Raw genomic sequence first — 19178 nt, 5'->3', positions numbered from 1 at the left:
CGCCGAAGAAAATTGGTTCCTTGCTAAGCGAGGTCCGTGCTGGACCACTCGAAATAACCGCCCGGGCGGTCGCTGCGCTGATCGGAAATATCCGTGCGTGACTGCGGAACGACGGTGGTATACAATGGATGCACCGGAAGCTGCATTGTAAACGTAGAGCCTTCTCCCGGCATACTGCGCGCCGTAAGACGGCCTCCGTGGGTCTCGACGATTTTGCGTGCGATTGCAAGTCCAAGTCCAGTTCCCTTGGTCTTGGTCGTGAAAAACGGTGTCCAGATCTTCTCCAGTTTGTTTGCGTTGATCCCGACGCCTTTGTCTTCGAAATCGACTTCGGCGGTATCCTGTTCTGCCAGGTACCGAGTGACGATCGTGAGCTTTCCGCCGTGCGGCATGGACTGCGCGGCGTTGATCACAATGTTGCGGATCACTTGTTCGATTTGCGATTTGTCCACGAGAACGTTGGGAAGATCCTCGGCGTAGTTCTGTGCGAACTCAATATCCTGATCGTTCAAGTAAGCGCTCATGAACTGAATGAGGCGCCCCAGGATCTGATTGAGACTGACGCTCTGCATCTGCGGCGGGCTGACGCGCGAGAATTCTAAGAATTCGCTCGTCATACGATTAAGGCCGTTTACTTCCTCAATAATAATATCCAAAAATTCGCCATGCATATCAATAAACTCGTCCGGCAGTTCATTGCGTAAAAGCTGAGCGGCGCCTTTGATGGAACTCAGGGGGTTGCGCAGCTCGTGCGCGATGTTCGCGGCCAGCTGGCCGGTCTCGGCGAGCTTGCTGACGCGCTCCACTTCTTCCTTCATCTGCATCTCATTGGTGACGTCTTCAAAGACGACGACGACGCCCAGATACTCTCCGGATTCGTTCTTGAGCTGCGAGGCGCTGAGATTGACGTAGGTCTCGTCGCCCTGCGGCGAATGATAACAAAGCTGGTTGCGGGTAAAGACCTTGCCGGTCTGCGCCGTCAGCTCCACCATCTGCATGGTTTCCTCGCGCACGGCCGTATCGACCTGAAGCATCTGGAAGAACTCTTTGTAATGCCGGCCGATGATCTGGTGCGCGCGCAGGTTGATGATCTCCTCGGCGCGCGCGTTCCATGTGACGATATAACCGTCCTTGTTGATCGTAATGACGCCGGCGGCGATGGAGCGCAGAATATTGTCGGTATAGCGCGTGAGGGTGCGGAACGAGCTCATCTCGCGATAGATCGTGGCCGCCTGCGAAGCGACCAGATGCAGCAGCATGACGCTTTCTTCGTTAAAGGCGCCGGGAGTGTGAGCCTGCATGGTCAGAACGCCCACCGTTTCGTCGCCGACCAAAAGCGGGATCGCCAATACGGACTGACGAGCGATTTCCGGGTCGGGCGCCGGATCGTCCTCTTCGGCGACGGAAGAGGCGATCAGGCCCGTGCGGGCGCGCAGAGCGCGGGCGGCGAGGTGTTCGCCGCTCAGCGGCAGGGTGACGGAACCAATGACTGCGGAAGCGTCGACGCCGCGCGCGGCGCGGGCCGTCATCGTTTCGCCTTCTTCATCCACGGTGTAAAGAATGGATTGATCGCTCCAGACAAGGCTGGCGACGATTTCCAGGATGCTGGACAGCGCTTCGTCCAGCGAGGTCGCCGTACGAACTTTCTGCATGAGCTCGTAGATCGCCGAAAGCTCCAGTTCACGCTGGTCGATGCGACGCTCATAGGAGGTGGCGCCGCTGAGGACGACGGCGGCCTGGGAAGAAGCGACGGCGATCAGCTTCAGCTGCTCCACGCCATAGTCTTCGTGCTGTTTGCCGAGCAGCAAAAAGCCGATGGCGATATCTTCGACGACGAGCGGGATCAGAGCGCTGGAATGGTGCCGTTCTAAAAACGCCGCGAAAAACGGCGTCCACTCGGGACCGAAGTATGTGGGGATATCCTGTGGCGACAGCAGGCGGGGCGCGCGCAGGGCCTGCGCGGCGGACGCAACGGGAAGGGCCGCGACGATGTCCTTCAAGTGTTTCTCCAAATGATCCGGGATGCCGCGCCACTCGATCGCACGCATCGCTTCCTTGTTGGATTCGAAGTGCAGCAGAACGCCGGCGTCGCTGTCGGTGATCTTGGCTGCAAGGTCGTTAACAGCCTTGGCCGCCTTTTGAACGCCCGACGTCACCGCGAGGTTACGGCTCACTTCATAAAGCGTCGTCAGCTCCGCGTAGCGCCGTTCCTGGCTGGCGTAGAAACGCGCATTCTCAATCGCGATGCCCGCCTGATGGACGAACGTAGAGAGCAGGCCAATGCCGTCCGCAGTAATCCAGCGCGCAGGGTCGGAGTGGCTGACGACCACGACGCCGATACAGCGGCCGCGCGCGACGATCGGCTGGGCATAAAACGACGTCATGTTCAGCGTATGAGCGTACTGTCGAACGTGCGGCGGCTCCAGATCCGGGCGGTCCACGAGCACGGGAACCTGACGCTGCGCGATACTGCCGATCACGCCCTCGCCGAGGCCGATATTGGCGTCCCGCTTCTCATCGGGGTTCCATTCGAAGCCCCGGACAATGCGCGCGGAGAACCGTCCCGTGTCCACGTCGCACAGGTAGATACGGCATCGGTCGAACTTGACGACATCGACAATGTTATCCGCAACCTGGTTCAGCACCTGATCGAGGTCAAGAGTCGAAGTGATCGTCTCCGTCAAATCCGACAGCGTGGACAGTTCCTGGATCTTATTATTGAGGTTTTTGTAAAGTTTGGCGTTGTTGATCGCGAGAGAGGCGTGAGTGGCGAAGATGCTAAACAAACGGAGGTCGTCGTCGTTGAACGTCGATGTCGGCAGGTTGCGGCGGATACACAGCACGCCCTGCACCTCGCCCTGCTCGTCCTTCATGGGCATGCAGATCGACGAAGCGACGCCCAGCTGCTTTGTGAGATGCTGGTTCTTGAGCTCCGGAACATCGTCCAGAGAATTCATGCGCAGCGGCTGGCCCGTGGCGGCGACATATCCGGCGATCCCGCTGCCGATGAGGATGCGGGTGTTTTCGACAACGCTGGTTGTCAGACCGTAGGAGGCGACGATCGTCATCATCCCGCTTTCCGGCTCCTTGAGCATCAGGGAGCAGGCCTGCGCATCCATGACTGAGGCGGCCTTCTCCGTGATCAAGTCCATCAGGCGGTTGATGTCTTGTTCGTCCGTGGCCTGGCCGATTTCATAAACAGCTTCGACTTCCCGAATTCGCCGCTCCAGCTGTGTGCGCGCGGCGGAGACCTGATCTTGCCAATACGACTGGCGCAGGCCGAGCAGTACGAACGGCGTCAGAGCGTGCGTGAGAACATCCCACACTTCCACAGCCGATCCTTCCGGAAGACGAAACGACCAAGCCCCAAGATGAACGCCGTCGGAAAGCAATATCCGGCAGGCGCGCCAATCGCACTCGCTGGCGGAGTCGTCATAAGTGGTGTGTTTGGAAAGGAACTCCCGTGTCTGGGTTTCCAGCAGTTCGTCGGCGTCGCCCGCGACGCGGGTAAGCTGGTCGGCGGCTCCGACAACAAAAATCGCGCTTCTCTCGGCGCCGAGTGCGTCGTGGGCAAGGGTGTTGAGCTGCTGCAGGACCGGGCCTTCGCGCTCAAACGCACGCGCCGCCTGCAGAAGCAGGGCGCTTAAATCTTGATAGGCCGGAGGGTATTGCATCATATCGAACTCACAGGGCCATTATCCGGTACTTTATGCGCAATGTCAAGGCGAATCAGGTTTGCTGGGGCAGGCATGCGGGAACAATTTCATCAGAAATCAATGCGAGGAACAACCCATGGCCACCACTCAAGAAATTCAGCACGGCGAATCCTACGACAAGCACAAGCCCACGGTCGAACTGGATCCCAATGATAAACAGTTCGGCGCCGCCGTCGCGGCGCAGACGGAGACCCTGGAGGAAGCTGAGATCGATATGCGCAACGGACTGCATGGCGCGCCCGGCCGTCGCCCGGTGCCCGAGGATTTCGAAGATCTCTTAACGCCGGAAGGCAACAGCGGCGATATCGTGGGATCAGACATCTCCGACAGCCCGTTTGCGATCGGTGAAACCGCCAGCATCCATATCCCCGACCGGCGATTTTAATCGATTTGTAATCTGCGAAATGAACTTTTGATGCGTCTCCTCTGTTATAACTATTAAGAAAAGTCAATGTTACACAGTATTGGCGAGGAGACGTAGTCATTATGAGAAGCTTTAAGTCCGTGGGAATGATCGTTGCTTTGGGGGCGCTGTTCGCCGTGACCGTGGCGGGGCTGGCGGCTGTGAAGCACGCGCCGAAGCCCGCATCGGCTTCGGCAAAGGGGTTCGATCCTAAGTTTGCAAAGACCGACGCACAATGGAAAAAGATCCTGACTCCTGAGCAGTATGATGTGACGCGCCATGCGGGCACGGAAGCGCCGTATTCGGGCAAGTACTGGAACAACCACGATAAGGGAACGTACAAGTGCGTGGACTGCGGCTATACGCTCTTCAGCTCGGAGACAAAGTTCGAATCGGGGACGGGCTGGCCCAGCTTCTGGGCGCCGATGGACAAGACCCACGTGAAGGAAATCACGGACAATTCTCTGATGATGTCGCGCACGGAAGTTGTTTGCGCGCGCTGCGGCGCACACCTGGGACATGTGTTCGACGATGGCCCGGCGCCAACGCATCTGCGCTACTGTATGAATTCTGCGGCGCTCGCGTTTGAGAAGGGGAAGTAGCTTGCATCTTGCGTGAGGGCCTCTGAATATGCTATAATAACAGCAGAGTTTCAGATTATTCACTTCTGAAAGAGCGGGCGACAGCCCGCTCTTTCGTCTTGTTAGGGACAAACCCATAATTGGGCGGCGCGCCCTTGGCGCCGTGGGATAGTTCGGAAGATGGTGGGAGGCTTATGAACGGCGATTTTATTGAAGCCCTGCGGCAAATCGAGAAGGAAAAAGAGATTCCCTTCGCCACCCTGCTGAAGACCCTTGAGGTCGCGCTGGGGAAGGCATATAAGAAGCACTATGGAATCGCGGGCGACGTCAACGTCCATATCGATACGACCAAGAACTCATTTAAGTTTTCGTGCGAGAAGCTGGTTATCGAGCCTGTCGGCAACGAGCATGCGGAGATGTCGCTGGAGACGGCCCGCAAGATCAATCCGAACGCCGAGTACGGCGACATGATCGCGGTGGAAGTGACGCCCGAGAACTTCGGACGGATCGCGGCCCAAACGGCGCGTCAGGTCATGATGCAGGAGTTCCGCGAGACCGAGCGCGAAAAAGTCTTCGACGAGTTCAACGCGAAGATCGGCGAAGTCGCGACGGGGATCGTGCAGCGTCATGAAGGCGGAAACGTCTATATCAACATCGGTAAGCTCGAAGCATTGCTGCCCCAGCAGGAGCAGGTGCCTGGCGAGCCATATCGCTTTAGCGATCGTATCAAGGTATACTTGCTGGAAGTCCGTCGGTCGTCCAGGGGCCCTCAGGTGATCGTTTCCCGGTCCCACCCGAGCTTAATTCGGCGACTGTTCGAGCTTGAAGTGCCGGAGATTGCGGATGGGTCCGTGCAGATCAAAAGCGTCGCCCGTGAAGCGGGCGCGCGCTCCAAGATCGCCGTGGCCTGTGAAGACGACAAGATCGATCCGGTCGGCGCGTGCGTCGGCCACCGGGGCGCCCGCGTCCAGGCGGTCGTTTCCGAGCTGTACGACGAAAAGATCGACATCGTGCGCTGGAGCGCCAACGTGTCGCAGTTCGTTGCGGAAAGCCTGTCTCCCGCGAAGAGCGTGAACGTCAAGGTCAACGAGGAAAAGAAGTCCTGCTTCGTCCTCGTTCCCGACAACATGCTGTCGCTGGCGATCGGCAAATCCGGACAGAACGTGCGACTCGCGGCGCGTCTGACGGGCTGGAGAATCGATATCCGGTCCGAGTCGCAGGAAGCGAAGGCCGTCTTCGCCAAGGCCGCTGAGGAAGTGGCTGAGGAAGAGCGGCAGGCCGAGGCGGAGCGGGCTAATCCAAGCCCGGTGAAAGCCGCCGTGGCGACTGCTCCCGTGGTGGATGAGAACGCCGTGGAGTATGATGAGGAAGTCGTCATCACCGCCGACATGCTGAAGGCGTTCGACGACGAGGATTAAGGCTTCGCGCCCTTGCCCCAAATCAGGGCAGGGGACCGAGAGAAAACCGACATGAAACAGCGCCACGTCCCGCTTCGAACCTGTGTCGTCTGCCGTGAAACGTCCGCCAAGCGGACACTGCTCCGCATCGTGCGCGAGCCCGGCGACGATGGCGTCGTCCGTTTCGACGCGGACGGTAAGGCGAACGGGCGCGGCGCGTATGTTTGCGCGTCGGACGATTGTATCGACAAGGCCATCAAGCAGAAGCGCTTCGAGCGCTCGCTGAGTGTGAAGGCCGTATCCGAAACTCTGGCCGCCGACCTCAAGGCGGCGGCCGCAAACGCTCATTCTGCAGGAGTGAATGCGTGATGATTTAAAATAAAAGAGCTGCAACGAGAGGTGAATTGACCTTATGTCTGGTGTGCGTATATACGATCTCGCGAAAGAACTGAAGCTGACGAGCAATGAACTGTTGGATGTCCTGAAAGAACTGGGCGAACCGACAAAGACAGCTTCGAGCACAATTAATGACTCCGCCGCCGAAGGTGTGCGCAAGCGCGTCGCCGACCGGGCGAACGGAGTATCCAACGGCGCGTCCGCGCCGTCCACTCATCATAACGGCAACGGCTCGGCTCCCAAGCCCGCTGCGGCCACAGCGGCTCCCGCCGCCGAAAGCCCCGCCGCTTCCGGCAAAGTCGTGGATATCCCGAGCGTGGTTTCGCTCAAGGATTTCGCCGACCTGATTTCCATTCCGGCCCCAACAATCCAGAAAAAGCTGATGGGCCTGGGCGTACTCGCGTCGCTCAACCAAAAATTGAGCCCCGAAGTCGTCACTCGTCTGGCGAAGAGCTACGGCGTGCCGGTCAACATTGTTGCTCCGCAGGCTGCTCCCGCTGCGCCGCAAGCCGCCGTCGCGACAACCACGAACACAAATGCGATTACGCCCGCGCCGCAGGCTGTGGAAGCCGCGCCGGCCGCTCCCGCCGCGCCGAAGGTGGCCGTGGTCGCCGCGAAGCCGCGCCAGAAGGCTGCCGGCCCCGTCTCCCGTCCGCCCGTTGTGACCATCATGGGCCACGTTGACCACGGCAAGACGACTCTTCTGGACGCAATCCGCAAGGCGCGCGTCGTGGACACCGAGCATGGCGGCATTACGCAGCACATCGGCGCTTATCAGGTGTCCGTTGAGGATCCGACAAACGCAGGAGTGATGCGCAAGATCACCTTCCTGGACACTCCGGGCCACGAAGCATTTTCGGCGATGCGCGCTCGCGGCGCGCAGGTCACGGACATCGCCATCCTGGTGGTCGCCGCCGACGACGGCATTATGCCGCAGACGATCGAGGCGATCAATCACATTAAAGCCGCCGGCGTCCCGATGATCGTCGCCGTCAACAAGATCGACAAGGACGGCGCGAACCCGACCCGCGTTCTGACGCAGCTGACCGAGCATAACGTCATGCCCGAAGCCTACGGCGGCGACGTGCAGACCGTCGAGCTGTCGGCGAAAGAGGGTCTCGGTCTGGACGACCTTCTGGAGAAGATCATCCTCGTCACCGACGCCGAAATCGAGCCGAAGGCCGATCCGAGCGCTCCGGCGACCGGATGGGTTATTGAGGCGGAGATCGACAAGGGGCGCGGCGTCGTCACCACGATCCTCGTTGACCAGGGCACGGTCAAGATGGGCGACTCGGTCGTCGCGGGAACCACTTTTGGCCGCATCAAGGCGATGGTGGACGACATGGGCCAGCGCATCAAGGACGCGCCTCCGGCGTTCCCGGTTGTCATCCTGGGGCTAAACGGCGTTCCGAAGGCCGGCGACCGGTTCGAAGTCGCTAAGAACGAAAAGATCGCGCGCCAGATCGCTGAAGGTCGCGCTTCAGACATCAAGGAAGATCAGATGGGCTCGCGCCGAGTGATGACGCTGGAGGACATGCAGCGTCACTTCAAGGCCACGCCGTCAAAGACTCTGAACTTGATCGTCAAGGGCGATGTCCAGGGATCCGTAGAGGCTATCCAGCAGTCGCTGGAGAAGATCGACCATCCGGAAGTCAAGGTCAAGTTCATCGGCAGCGGCGTCGGCTCGGTCGGCGACTCCGATGTGCAGCTGGCGGCGGCGTCTTCGGCGCTGATCCTCGCCTTCAATGTCCGGCCTGAGCCGGGCGCGGTGAAGATGGCGGAAGCCGAGCATGTCGATATCCGCGAGTATCGGATCATCTACGACCTGTTTGACGACGTCAAAAAGGCGATGGCGAACCTGCTCGATCCGATCTACGAGGAAAGCGCCCTGGGCGTCGCCGAAGTGCGCGCCGTGTTCCGCCTGCCTCGTTCCGGCGGCTCGATCGCTGGCAGCTACATCCTGGACGGCAAGGTTGTCCGCAACGCCAACGTGCGCGTCAAGCGCGGCGGCAAGCTTGTGGCTGAAGGCAAGATCGATACGCTCAAGCGCGAGAAGGACGATGCGCGCGAAGTGGCTCAGGGCTACGAGTGCGGTATCCTGGTGCCCGGTTACGACCCAGTCATCGAAGATCGTATTGAGTGCTACGAACTGAAGCGTATCGAGCGCACGCTCTAAACTGAGCGTATGATCCATGGCGTGGGGGCGAATTTGCTCCCGCGCCGACGGCGGCCGCGTGATGCGGCCGCGAACATATGACTATGGTCATCGGCGTCCTGACGGCTGAATTGCAGATCGAAAGCGCCCAATCGCTGAAAGATAAGCGCCAGGTGCTGAAAAGCATCCTGGCGCATCTGCGTAACGATTTCAACGTGTCCGCTTCGGAAGTCGCGGATCACGATCTCTGGCGCCGCGCCACCATCGGAATCGCCCTGGTGACGACCGACAATCGGTTTGCGAACGAGGTGCTCGATAAAGTGATCGATCACCTGGAACGCGATCCGCGCGCGGAGCTGGGACATTATGAGATGGAGATGCTTTAGAGCGAGCGCCCTGAGGCGCCAAAACGCGTCTCCCCAATGGAATTAACATATTATGCCAGCGACTAGAAAACAGCGCCTGCAGGAAACCCTGCGCGCAGAAATTTCCGATATTATCCGGCGCGATCTTCGCGATCCGCGCTTTTCGAAGGGTCTTCTCTCCATCACGGAAGTGGAGGTGACCCCGGATCTCAAGCACGCCACTGTCTTTTTCAGCGTTCTGGGCGACGAACAGGCGCGTAAAGACGAGCTTGCAGCCCTCAAAGGCGCCACGGGCCACCTGCGTGGCGAGCTGGGACGGCGTAAAACCGTGATCAACGTTCCCGAAATCTCGTTCCGCTATGACGACGCGCTGGAGCGCGGCGGCAAGATGTTCGAGATGCTGGAGCGGATCAAGCGCGAGGATGCCGAGCGCGCCGCCGCCGCGCCCGCGGAAGACGAAGACGCCGAAGAGACGGACGAGCCTGGAGATGATGAAGACGCCTCGGAAACCGAAGACAAGGACAAGGCCGGCGCATGAGCCAGGACACCATCCCCGACCTATTGACGACGATCCCGCAGGCTGCGGAGGCGATCCGGCAGGCGCGCACAATGGTGTTCGCCTGCCATGTGAATCCTGACGGCGACGCCCTCGGCTCCATGATCGGCCTCGCGCTTGCCCTGGCGCCGCTGAACAAGGAAATCACGCTGCTCTCCGCCGACGGCGTTCCCGAGATGTATAAATTCCTGCCGGGCTCGGAACTCGTTCGGCAGGGCTCAGAGACCTCCGAGTTCGATCTGGCGATCGTGCTGGACAGCGGCGACCTTTCGAGGGTGGGGGACAGTGTGCTTCCCATCGTGCAGCGCGCGGCCAAAACGATCGATGTCGATCACCACGTCACCGCGAACAGCTTCGGCGATATCCGCGTGCTCAATTCCAAGGCCGCATCGACTTCCGAAATCGTTTACGCCCTGGTTCAGTACATGGACTTGCCGATCGACAAAGCAATCGCCACGTGTTTGTTTACAGGCGTGATTACCGATACGGGCTCGTTTCGATTTCAAAACGTCACTCCCAACACCTTCCATGTCGCGGCGGCCTTGCTGGAGCACGGCGCGCCGCCGGCATACATCTCCGAAAATGTATTTGAAAATCGCAGCTTCGCCGCGACCAAGATGCTTGGCGCCACGCTTTCCACGCTGACATCCACCCCCGATGGGCGCGTGATCTGGGCGCATGCCGCTTTAGAAGACTTTATCGCGCTGGGCGCGACGGATGAAGACACCGAGGGCATCGTCAATTATGTACGCGGCGTGCGCAACGCTGAAGTGGGCGTGTTCTTCCGCGAGATGCCCGGCGGCTCCGTGCGCATCTCCCTGCGCTCGCGCGACACCGTGAACGTCGCGGAGATCGCGCAGCAGTTCGGCGGCGGCGGCCACAAAATGGCGGCCGGATGCAGCGTTGCGCATCCCTTGGCGAAGGCCGAGAGTTTGGTGATCGGCGCGGTCATCGCCGCGCTTCCGGCGGTCAGTTAATGGCGGCCGCTTCCAAGCCCAAGCCCGATCCTCGGATGGTGGGCGTGCTCAATGTCGATAAGCCGGCGGGGATGACTTCGCATGATGTCGTGTACCATATCCGGCGGGCGGCGCGTGTCAAGCAGGTCGGTCACGCCGGCACGCTGGACCCGGACGCTACCGGCGTTCTTTTAGTTTGCGTTGGCCCGGCGACAAGAATTGCCGAATACCTCGCCGATCAGGGAAAAGCGTATCGGGCCGTCATCCAACTCGGCTCGGAGACCGACACCGAGGACGCCTCCGGCCAGGTCCTTTCGCAGACGGATGCTTCGCACATCACGCGCGAGGATTTGGAGAAGCTTCTGCCGGACTTTATGGGCGAAATCTCACAGATCCCGCCGATGGTGAGCGCGGTCCATCATGAAGGCAAGCGTCTTTATGAGCTGGCGCGCGCCGGAATCACCGTGGAGCGCGAAGCGAGAACGATTCGAATCGATTCGCTGGCGATGAGCGATTTTGCGCCCGGCCCGAATGCAACGGCGATCTTAGACGTTGAGTGCGGCAAGGGAACGTATATCCGCACGCTCTGCGCCGATATCGGCAAGGCGCTGGGGGTGGGGGGACACATGGCGAGCCTGCGCCGGACCGCCGTCGGCGCGTTCCATGCCGACAGTGCGGCGCCGCTGGAGACGATCACGCCTGAGAACGTACTTTCGCTGCTCACTCCGGCTTCGGAAGCGCTGCGAAGCTTTCCGATGCAGTCCGTGGACGATGCGCGGCGCGCGGATATTCTCCATGGACGAACCGTCCCGACCGAACTTGCCGACACGCCGATCGTGCGCGTCGTTGACGCCAATCAGCAGTTAGTCGCGCTGGCGCTTGCCGAAGCCGGCGCGCTGCGCCCGTTTAAGGTCTTTTCCACGGAACACTCATGAAGGTCGTCCACGGACTCAGTTCCTCCGATTTGCCTCTTTCCAACACCGTTGTCGCCATCGGGGTCTTCGACGGCGTGCATCGTGGGCACCAAGAGATCTTTCACCAAACGGCGCGTGAGGCCCGCTCTCTTCAGGCGACGCCGACTATTCTCACATTCGATATCCATCCCTCACAACTGCTCGCCCCGCACAGCTCTCCCGGACTGATCACGACTCTCGCGCAGCGCGTCGGTCTGATCCGCAAATATGGTGAGATCGAGACTGTGATGATCGCGCCGTTCACGCGCGAGTTCGCTGGCCTGTCTCCCTCTCGATTTGTCGAGGATATCCTGGTCGGCGCGCTGGGAGCTCGACATATTCTGGTCGGCGCGGATTTTCGCTACGGTCGCAACCGTGCCGGGACCGTCAGCACGCTCCTGTCCGAGGGCGCAGAGCGCGGCTTCGCGGTGACGATCCTGCCGCCGGTCCTATTCAGCGGGGTGCGGATCAGCAGTACGCTCGTGCGTGAGGCGCTCGCGGTAGGGGATGTGGTCGCGGCGGCGGATTTGATGGGCCATCCGTTCGTTTATTCAGGAACCGTGGTCGAGGGCAAAAAGCTCGGCCGCACGATCGGCTATCCGACGGCGAATCTCGCTCCGGTGGAAGCTGAGCAGATCGCGCCCGCCAATGGAATCTATGCAGGCATTGCGTATCTCGAAGGCGGCCGACAGGCGCACACGGCGGTCAGCGTCGGCTTGAATCCCACCACCGACAGCGACGGGCGCCGCAAGATCGAGGCGTATCTGATGGGCGGCTTCCAGGGCGATATCTACGGACAGCGCGTGGACCTGGAGTTCCGACAGAAGCTGCGCAACGAACAGAAATTCTCATCTCTAGACGAGCTGACGGCTCAGATCGCCCGCGATGTGGAAGCCGCCGAAAAGATCCTCACTGCGATTTCAGCCGTGTGACATTGACAGTCCTTTGGGATTGTGATAAAGTTCAATCACGATTACACTTGCTTCGACGCTGAATTACAAAAAATCTCAATATGACCTGAGGGCGAACGTGTTACCCGACGGAATGGAGCCATGATGCCTCACACTACCCCCTCAGGAAAAAAACTCCTGCAGCGCCTTCGCAGGCTTCTTATCCCGTCTCTTTCGATTGGGATTCTCTTCGCCGCATCTGCGGCGCACGCCACGACACGGCTGGTTCCTTCCCAGTATCCAACGATCCAGGCGGGCATCGATGCGGCCGCTTCCGGCGACACGGTGACCGTGGCGCCGGGCACATATTCCGGCGTCGGCAATACAAATCTTGATATTGGAACCAAAAACCTGACGATCGATTCGACGGGCGGATCGGGCGTGACATTTCTGGATAACAGCGGCGGAACGGAAGCCAACCAGAAACAGACCCTGACAGTCCAGGGCGGACAAAACAACACCATGCTGTTCCGTGGTTTTACCATCAAGAACAGCCTGCATGATCTGGGCGGCGCGATTACGGTAGTCGATAGCAACTTGATTGTCCATCGATGTGTTTTCATCAATAACAGCGCATTGGCCGAGGGCGGCGCCATTGCCGTGATCTCTGACAACGCGGCGTCCGGCGCGGTGATCTCCCAGTGTTCGTTCTTTGGCAACACCGCCGGCGACATGAGCACGAGTTCAGGGTTTGGCGGCGCGATCGAGTGTATCGCGAACAGTCCTGGCTTGGCGCAGAAGGTTCAGATCATCAACTGCGTGTTCGACGCCAACACGGCGAGCTATGACGGCGGAGCGATCGATGTGGCGGGCTACAGCGCAACGAGCCCAATGGTCAGCGTCATCAACTCCACTTTCGTGAAGAACAACGCTTTCGGATATGTTTCGGCCAACTCCACCGGATTGATTCCGCTGCCCGGCGACGGATTGCTCCAGGGCGTTGTGAGCGCTTACAATGGCGTCGCCGCGCTGACCAACTGCGCGCTCTACGGCGATTCGTCGCCCGTGGAGATTTCCACGCTCAACCCAGGTTTCACGGCGAACCACTGCGATGTCAATCAAGCGGGCTATGCTGGAGTGAACGGCAATATCACGGCGCCGCCTAACTTCGTCGACGCCGCTCAGGTCAATCCGGCGCTCGACAATCTGCGCGTCCTGACATCATCCCCTCTGATCGACCTCGGTTCCGCTGTTGGAACGGTCGTTCCGGCCGGAGGAACCGTTCCCGGCGTAGATCGCGACAACCTTCCGCGCTACGCGGCGCCCGATATCGGCGCATTTGAATTCCAGCAGCCATCCGCGACTCTGATGACCGTGAATACTCCCGAAAACACGGCCGTCGCGATCTTGCTCAAGGGACTCGACCGAAACGTCCCGGCGCGCCCCTTGACTTTCATCAAGACCAATCCAGCGCATGGCTTCCTGACGGGGACTGCGCCTAACCTGACATACACGCCCGTCGCAAACTACTACGGCGCGGACAGTTTCACATTCACCGTCAACAACGGAGTCTACACAAGCGCCCCGGCGACTGTCACGATCAACGTCAATTATGTCGCCCCCGTGCTTTTGAGTCTCACTTCGAATGCGACCGTTCCCGGTGGCCAGAATCTGACGGTCCGGGCGACGCTTCAGAACTCCGCTCCGGTGGGCGGATTGACGGTAACCGTAACGAGCGACTCTCCGGTAATGGACGGAGGAACGATCACCATCCCCGCCGGTCTTAACACCGCCGTCGCTGCATTTCCAAGCCACTCCGTGGCGGCTGATACCCCCGTGACGCTGAGCGGAAGTTATGCGGGCGTCACGAAAACGGACAGTATCACGGTGCAGGCGTCGTTCCAGGCCATCGTGTTCACTGTTCCGACAGGCAACAGCGGCGTGGCGGTGCAGGTTGGCGTCTCGCTTTACGCTCCCGCGCCTGTGGGCGGCGTCACCGTCGCTTTGTCGAGCTCAGATGCGAATTTCATTCCTGCGGGAACGACGCTTGTTATCCCCGCAGGCGCCTACGCGGCATTCCGGCAGGGCATTCCGACGACAGTTTCGGCGGACACGGTCATTACCGCAACCGCGACTTTGGGCTCCACCACGAAATCCGCAAACTACACCGTGAAGCCGCCCGCGCTGACGGGACTGACGACGCCCGCCTCCGTGGCGGCGGGCGTTTCTATTGTCGTCACGGCGACGCTGCAAGTGGCGGCGCCCACCGGAGGCGCCGCAGTCGTGGTGAGCAGCAATTCGACGGCGATTGCGGGCGGGACCATCAACATTGCGGCAGGCGCGAAGACGGGGTCCGTGACACTCGCATCGCGCCCTGTGAACGCCGACACGCCGGTGGTGTTGACGGGAACCTACGGATCGATCTCCAAGACCGCGAATATCAATGTGCTGGCGTCCTTCCAGCAGATCCTGTTCACCGTACCGACCACGGTCGGCGGACATACGATCGGCCTGGGAGTTGTGCTGAACGCGCCCGCGCCGACTGGCGGCATCACCGTGGCGCTGTCGAGCACGGACACGCTGATGATCCCGGCGGGAACGACGCTGACGATCCCCGCTGGATCGTACAGCAAGTACCAGTACGTCACACCGTCCGTGGTTGCGACGGACAAAGTCGTCACGGCGACGGCGACACTGGGCTCCGTCAGCAAAACAGCCTCCGTTACAGTGACGGTGCATTAAAAGAGTTAATAATCGGTGCTGCGCAAAATCTAATCTCGGCGTAACACCGATGAATATAACACGAGGCTGCAAATACAACATGGACAAATGGCTGCGTCTGCTCATCACGACAAGCTCCTCTCTGATCTTGATCCTGCTGATCGGCATTGTGATTTGGCTCGCGGGGCATGTGGCTCATACGCTGCTGATCTTCTCATTGGCGGCGCTGCTGGCGTACGCGCTCGATCCCATGGTGGAGTGGCTGCGGCGCACGAAGCTAGGTCCGTCCCACCGGGTTCCCAGCCGTGAGATGAGCGTTGCGGTGGTGGTGCTGACGATCCTGCTGATCTTCGGCTTCGGCTGCTGGTCTCTGGAAGGGCATCTGGTGGCCCAGGTGCGCGCGGTGCACGAGAACGCGCCCAAATACCAAGAGCATCTGCTGGCGTTCGCGTCCACGGTGGATCAAAAACTGGCCGCCGCCGGCGTGAAATTCAGTCTGATGGATACGATCCAGCATCCTCCGAAAGAGATGAAGGATCTGGGAGCTCGCGCTGGGCGAGAAGTTCTGCCCGTGCTGGGGCATGTGTTCAGTGCGCTGGGCGAGTCCGTGATCATTTTGCTGATCGCAGTGTACTATTTGATTTACGGCTCCGGAATGCGCTCCGGGTTTAACGCAATGCTGCCCGAGGACCTGCGTATGCGGGTCGATCTCTGGCAGGACGACGTCAATCGCATTCTCGGCAGCTTCGTGCGCGGACAGCTGCTGATCGCACTTGTGGTGGGAGCGCTGGCGGCAGTCGGCTGTCTGATCTTAGGGCTGCACTTATGGCTGCTGATCGGCCTGCTCGTGACGGCGGCGGCTCTCATCCCAGTGTTCGGTCCTTATCTGGGCGCGATCCCCGCCGTGATCGCGGCGGCGGCAAGCCCAAGCCATCTGCACAATCCCGTGGCGGCGGTCTGCGTTGTTCTGGTGTATTTCGTGATCATCAACGAGCTGGGATCGAAAGTTCTCTATCCGAAACTGGTCGGGGAGGCGCTCGGCCTGCACGCCGTTCTGGTGCTGTTTGTGCTGTTCGCGGGACTGGAGATTGCGGGGGTGGTGGGTGTATTGTTCGCGGCGCCGCTGACGGCGCTGACGATCGTCACAGTCGTCCATCTGTACCGATACTGGCGCGAGCTGCCCGATTCTTCGCTGGCGGACGCCGCGCAGGAGGCCGCAAGACGGCGCTCGAACAAACGAATTACAGAGAAAGAGTGATTATGCTTGACAATACTTTCCCTGCCGAGTATACTAGGGCGAATATCACACAGGTTTTTAAAATTGCTTAGGAGGCCTCAGGCACGCTAGAATGGCTTTGCTCAAAGAACAAAAAGATGTCGTCATCGACACAAACAAGACGCACGAAGGCGATACGGGTTCGCCGGAAGTGCAGATCGCCCTTCTCACCGCTTCGATCAGCACGCTGACCGAGCATTTGAAAATTCACAAGCATGACAACCACTCGCGCCGCGGACTGCTGGTGCAAGTTGGTCGTCGCCGCCGTTTGCTGAACTACCTCGCCGCGAAAGACATCAACCGCTATCGCGCTCTGGTAGGCAAGCTCGGCATTCGCAGCCGATTATAAGATTTTGGCCGGACTACGCTCAGGCGTGTCCGGCCTTTCGAATGCATGCCTCCTTGCGCAATCACGCGGGAGGCATTTATTTTATCATCGTATCCGTTTTCAGCAGACTTCGCTGATTGCCGGGATGCGGTGACATCGCCCGGACGCAGGCGCGTTGAACACAACGGCGTCCCCGCGATTTTAGGAGAAACACACGAACATATGGAACATTTTGTAGAGACGGAATGGTGCGGCGCCAAACTGCGCATCAGCACCGGTAAAGTCGCTAAGCAAGCCAACGGGGCCGTCTGGCTTCAAAACGGCGACACCATCATCCTCGCCACCGCGACCATGTCCAAGGAGCCGAAGGCGCACCTGGATTTCTTCCCACTCACCTGTGATTACGAAGAGAGAAAGTACGCGAACGGCAAGATCCCCGGCGGCTTCATCAAGCGCGGCGGACGCCCCGGCGAGAAGGCGACCCTGATCTGCCGCTTGATCGACCGCCCCCTTCGCCCGCTTTTCCCGTACGGCATGCGCAACGAGACCCAGGTCATCGCGATGCCGCTGTCTTACCAGGCTGAGTTTTCGCCCGACGTCCTCGCCGTCACCGCCGCGTCCGCTGCGCTGACCGTTTCTAACATCCCGTTCAACGGCCCTGTGGGCTGCGTACGCGTTGGACTTGGCGAGAATGGCGAGTTCATCCTGAACCCGACCTTCGAGCAGCAGCAGGGCAACCCGCTCGACCTGATCGTCGCCGCGACCGACGAAGCCATTGCGATGGTGGAAGCGGGCGCCTCGGAAGTCAGCGAAGAAGTGATGCTTGCCGCGATGGACTTCGCGCATGACGCTTGTAAGATTCTCGTCAAGCTTCAGAACGACCTGGCCGCTCTGGTCGGCGTCGTCAAAGTCGACGTTCCCCTGCACAAGGCGAACGAAGAGATCCTGACCGTGATCCGCGACCGCTTCTCCGCATCCCTGCGCAGCGGCCTTCAGGACCCGGACAAATCGTCCCGCGAAGCTGGCCTGACCCTTCTGATCAATGATGTCGTCGATCAGCTGAAGGGCGAGTACCCGGATAACATCGCCGACCTCAAGGAAATCGCCGACAAGGTCGTCAAGGAGCAATTGCGCGACTTGATCCTGACCGAAGGCAAGCGCCCGGACGGACGCGGCACCACCGACATTCGCCAGATCACCTGCGAAGTCGGCCTGCTGCCCCGCGTCCACGGCACCGGCCTCTTCACCCGCGGACAGACCCAGGTTCTCACGACCCTGGTCCTGGGCTCGGGCGACGATGCGCAGATGGTGGACACGCTGGAGGAAGACACCGAAAAGCATTACATGCATTTCTACAACTTCCCGCCGTACTCCGTTGGTGAAGCCCGCCCGATGCGCGGCCCCGGACGCCGCGAAATCGGCCACGGCGCTCTCGCCGAGCGCGGTCTGCGCGCTGTGCTTCCCACCCGCGAGCAGTTCCCTTACACCATGCTTCTGACCTCCGAAGTGCTTGAGTCCAACGGCTCCACCTCAATGGCCTCCACCTGCGGCAGCACCCTGGCGCTGATGGACGCGGGCGTTCCGATCAAGGCGCCCGTCGCCGGTATCGCGATGGGCCTGATCGAAGGACCGGAAGGCAGCGGCGAGAACGGCGTGGGACGCAAGTATGCGGTCCTCACCGACATCCAGGGCATGGAAGACTTCTCGGGCGACATGGACTTCAAGGTCGCCGGAACCGCCGAGGGCATCACCGCCCTTCAACTGGACACGAAGATCGGCGGCGTGCCGCGCGACGTGTTCGTGCAGGCGTTCCAGCAGGCTCGCGATGCGCGTCTGCACATCCTGAGCAAGATCACCGAGGCCATTGCGACCCCGCGTGAGAACCTGTCGAATTACGCTCCGCGCATCTTCACGATCCAGATCGAGCCTGACCAAATCGGCACGGTCATCGGACCGGGCGGCAAGATGATCAAGAAGATCACCGCTGAAACCGGCGCGAAGGTCGACATCGAGCAGGACGGAACCGTCTACATCGCCTCCGTGGATGGCGCTGGCGGCGAGCTGGCCCGCAAGATGATCGAAGACATGACCAAGACGATCAAGCCCGGCGAGATCTACGAGGGCACCGTCGTTCGCTTCCTGCAGTTCGGCGCGTTTGTCGAGATCATTCCCGGCAAGGACGGCCTCGTCCATGTTTCGCAGCTGACGGACTCCGATGAGCGCATCGGCAAGCCGGAAGATGTGATCAAGCTCGGCGATAAGATCCGTGTCCGCGTGACCGAGATTGATCCCCAGGGACGCGTCAACCTGACCGCTCGCGGTCTGGACGAGCCCTTCGATCCGGAAAATCCGGAACCCGGTCGTCCCCCGCGCCCCGGCGGCGGTGGTGGTGATCGCGGCGGACGCAGTGGTGGCCCTGGCGGCGACCGCGGCGGACGCGGTGGTGACCGTGGCGGCGATCGCGGCCCGCGCCCCGACCGTGGCG

At 60.4% G+C, this 19178-nt stretch carries 15 protein-coding genes; 14 read left to right on the top strand and 1 reads right to left on the bottom strand.

What is annotated here, in order from left to right; genetic code table 11:
* Nucleotides 1–23: 23 nt before the first annotated feature.
* Nucleotides 24–3677 (bottom strand): GAF domain-containing protein, encoded by a 3654-nt coding sequence (locus ABIZ35_RS18300; protein ID WP_348221359.1) that lies wholly within the window; start codon nucleotides 3675–3677, stop codon nucleotides 24–26.
* 115 nt (nucleotides 3678–3792) lie between these two features.
* Between ABIZ35_RS18300 and ABIZ35_RS18295 the strand changes: the two genes are divergently transcribed.
* The 14 genes from ABIZ35_RS18295 to ABIZ35_RS18230 all read left to right on the top strand — a co-directional run.
* On the top strand, nucleotides 3793–4101 hold the full coding sequence (locus tag ABIZ35_RS18295) for a hypothetical protein (RefSeq protein WP_348221358.1): 309 nt from the start codon (nucleotides 3793–3795) through the stop codon (nucleotides 4099–4101).
* 101 nt (nucleotides 4102–4202) lie between these two features.
* On the top strand, nucleotides 4203–4721 hold the full coding sequence (gene msrB / locus ABIZ35_RS18290; protein ID WP_348221357.1) for a peptide-methionine (R)-S-oxide reductase MsrB: 519 nt from the start codon (nucleotides 4203–4205) through the stop codon (nucleotides 4719–4721).
* Between the two features lie 173 nt (nucleotides 4722–4894).
* Nucleotides 4895–6118 carry a transcription termination factor NusA gene (gene nusA / locus ABIZ35_RS18285; protein ID WP_348221356.1) on the top strand — a complete coding sequence of 408 codons (1224 nt, stop codon included), beginning with the start codon at nucleotides 4895–4897 and terminating at the stop codon, nucleotides 6116–6118.
* 51 nt (nucleotides 6119–6169) lie between these two features.
* Entirely contained in the window at nucleotides 6170–6466 is a 297-nt protein-coding gene (locus ABIZ35_RS18280; protein WP_348221355.1) for a YlxR family protein, read from the top strand.
* Between the two features lie 43 nt (nucleotides 6467–6509).
* Nucleotides 6510–8669 (top strand): translation initiation factor IF-2, encoded by a 2160-nt coding sequence (gene infB, locus ABIZ35_RS18275; protein ID WP_348221354.1) that lies wholly within the window; start codon nucleotides 6510–6512, stop codon nucleotides 8667–8669.
* A 77-nt stretch (nucleotides 8670–8746) separates the two neighbouring features.
* Nucleotides 8747–9034 (top strand): DUF503 domain-containing protein, encoded by a 288-nt coding sequence (locus ABIZ35_RS18270; RefSeq protein ID WP_348221353.1) that lies wholly within the window; start codon nucleotides 8747–8749, stop codon nucleotides 9032–9034.
* A gap of 52 nt (nucleotides 9035–9086) precedes the next feature.
* The gene (rbfA, locus tag ABIZ35_RS18265) at nucleotides 9087–9551 is read left to right on the top strand and encodes a 30S ribosome-binding factor RbfA (protein ID WP_348221352.1); all 465 of its coding nucleotides are present in this window, start codon (nucleotides 9087–9089) and stop codon (nucleotides 9549–9551) included.
* Nucleotides 9548–10546 carry a bifunctional oligoribonuclease/PAP phosphatase NrnA gene (locus tag ABIZ35_RS18260; protein ID WP_348221351.1) on the top strand — a complete coding sequence of 333 codons (999 nt, stop codon included), beginning with the start codon at nucleotides 9548–9550 and terminating at the stop codon, nucleotides 10544–10546. Before rbfA ends, ABIZ35_RS18260 begins: the two co-directional genes overlap by 4 nt.
* Entirely contained in the window at nucleotides 10546–11460 is a 915-nt protein-coding gene (truB, locus tag ABIZ35_RS18255) for a tRNA pseudouridine(55) synthase TruB (protein WP_348221350.1), read from the top strand. Before ABIZ35_RS18260 ends, truB begins: the two co-directional genes overlap by 1 nt.
* Nucleotides 11457–12410 carry a bifunctional riboflavin kinase/FAD synthetase gene (locus ABIZ35_RS18250; protein ID WP_348221349.1) on the top strand — a complete coding sequence of 318 codons (954 nt, stop codon included), beginning with the start codon at nucleotides 11457–11459 and terminating at the stop codon, nucleotides 12408–12410. Before truB ends, ABIZ35_RS18250 begins: the two co-directional genes overlap by 4 nt.
* 120 nt (nucleotides 12411–12530) lie before the next feature.
* Complete coding sequence (locus ABIZ35_RS18245) at nucleotides 12531–15110, top strand: Ig-like domain-containing protein (protein ID WP_348221348.1); 2580 nt, start codon at nucleotides 12531–12533, stop codon at nucleotides 15108–15110.
* Nucleotides 15111–15159: 49 nt separating this feature from the next.
* Complete coding sequence (locus ABIZ35_RS18240) at nucleotides 15160–16347, top strand: AI-2E family transporter (protein ID WP_348221347.1); 1188 nt, start codon at nucleotides 15160–15162, stop codon at nucleotides 16345–16347.
* Between the two features lie 91 nt (nucleotides 16348–16438).
* Entirely contained in the window at nucleotides 16439–16714 is a 276-nt protein-coding gene (rpsO, locus tag ABIZ35_RS18235; RefSeq protein WP_348221346.1) for a 30S ribosomal protein S15, read from the top strand.
* A gap of 201 nt (nucleotides 16715–16915) precedes the next feature.
* Nucleotides 16916–19178 (top strand): polyribonucleotide nucleotidyltransferase (locus ABIZ35_RS18230; RefSeq protein WP_348221345.1); only part of this gene is annotated, 2263 nt, incomplete at its 3' end.

The sequence above is a fragment of the Capsulimonas sp. genome (genome assembly GCF_039929585.1).
GTDB lineage: Bacteria > Armatimonadota > Armatimonadia > Armatimonadales > Capsulimonadaceae > Capsulimonas.
This window is presented reverse-complemented; position numbering and strand designations above follow the sequence as displayed.

What these genes read in the sequence shown, in the direction of transcription:
- ABIZ35_RS18245 (WP_348221348.1), top strand. Translation starts at nt 12,531, where the DNA reads ATGATGCCTCACACTACCCCCTCAGGAAAAAAACTCCTGCAGCGCCTT.
- ABIZ35_RS18240 (WP_348221347.1), top strand. Translation starts at nt 15,160, where the DNA reads ATGAATATAACACGAGGCTGCAAATACAACATGGACAAATGGCTGCGT.
- msrB (WP_348221357.1), top strand. Translation starts at nt 4,203, where the DNA reads ATGAGAAGCTTTAAGTCCGTGGGAATGATCGTTGCTTTGGGGGCGCTG.
- ABIZ35_RS18280 (WP_348221355.1), top strand. Translation starts at nt 6,170, where the DNA reads ATGAAACAGCGCCACGTCCCGCTTCGAACCTGTGTCGTCTGCCGTGAA.
- ABIZ35_RS18250 (WP_348221349.1), top strand. Translation starts at nt 11,457, where the DNA reads ATGAAGGTCGTCCACGGACTCAGTTCCTCCGATTTGCCTCTTTCCAAC.
- ABIZ35_RS18260 (WP_348221351.1), top strand. Translation starts at nt 9,548, where the DNA reads ATGAGCCAGGACACCATCCCCGACCTATTGACGACGATCCCGCAGGCT.
- rbfA (WP_348221352.1), top strand. Translation starts at nt 9,087, where the DNA reads ATGCCAGCGACTAGAAAACAGCGCCTGCAGGAAACCCTGCGCGCAGAA.
- infB (WP_348221354.1), top strand. Translation starts at nt 6,510, where the DNA reads ATGTCTGGTGTGCGTATATACGATCTCGCGAAAGAACTGAAGCTGACG.
- ABIZ35_RS18300 (WP_348221359.1), bottom strand. Translation starts at nt 3,677, where the DNA reads ATGATGCAATACCCTCCGGCCTATCAAGATTTAAGCGCCCTGCTTCTG.
- ABIZ35_RS18270 (WP_348221353.1), top strand. Translation starts at nt 8,747, where the DNA reads ATGACTATGGTCATCGGCGTCCTGACGGCTGAATTGCAGATCGAAAGC.
- truB (WP_348221350.1), top strand. Translation starts at nt 10,546, where the DNA reads ATGGCGGCCGCTTCCAAGCCCAAGCCCGATCCTCGGATGGTGGGCGTG.
- nusA (WP_348221356.1), top strand. Translation starts at nt 4,895, where the DNA reads ATGAACGGCGATTTTATTGAAGCCCTGCGGCAAATCGAGAAGGAAAAA.
- rpsO (WP_348221346.1), top strand. Translation starts at nt 16,439, where the DNA reads ATGGCTTTGCTCAAAGAACAAAAAGATGTCGTCATCGACACAAACAAG.
- ABIZ35_RS18295 (WP_348221358.1), top strand. Translation starts at nt 3,793, where the DNA reads ATGGCCACCACTCAAGAAATTCAGCACGGCGAATCCTACGACAAGCAC.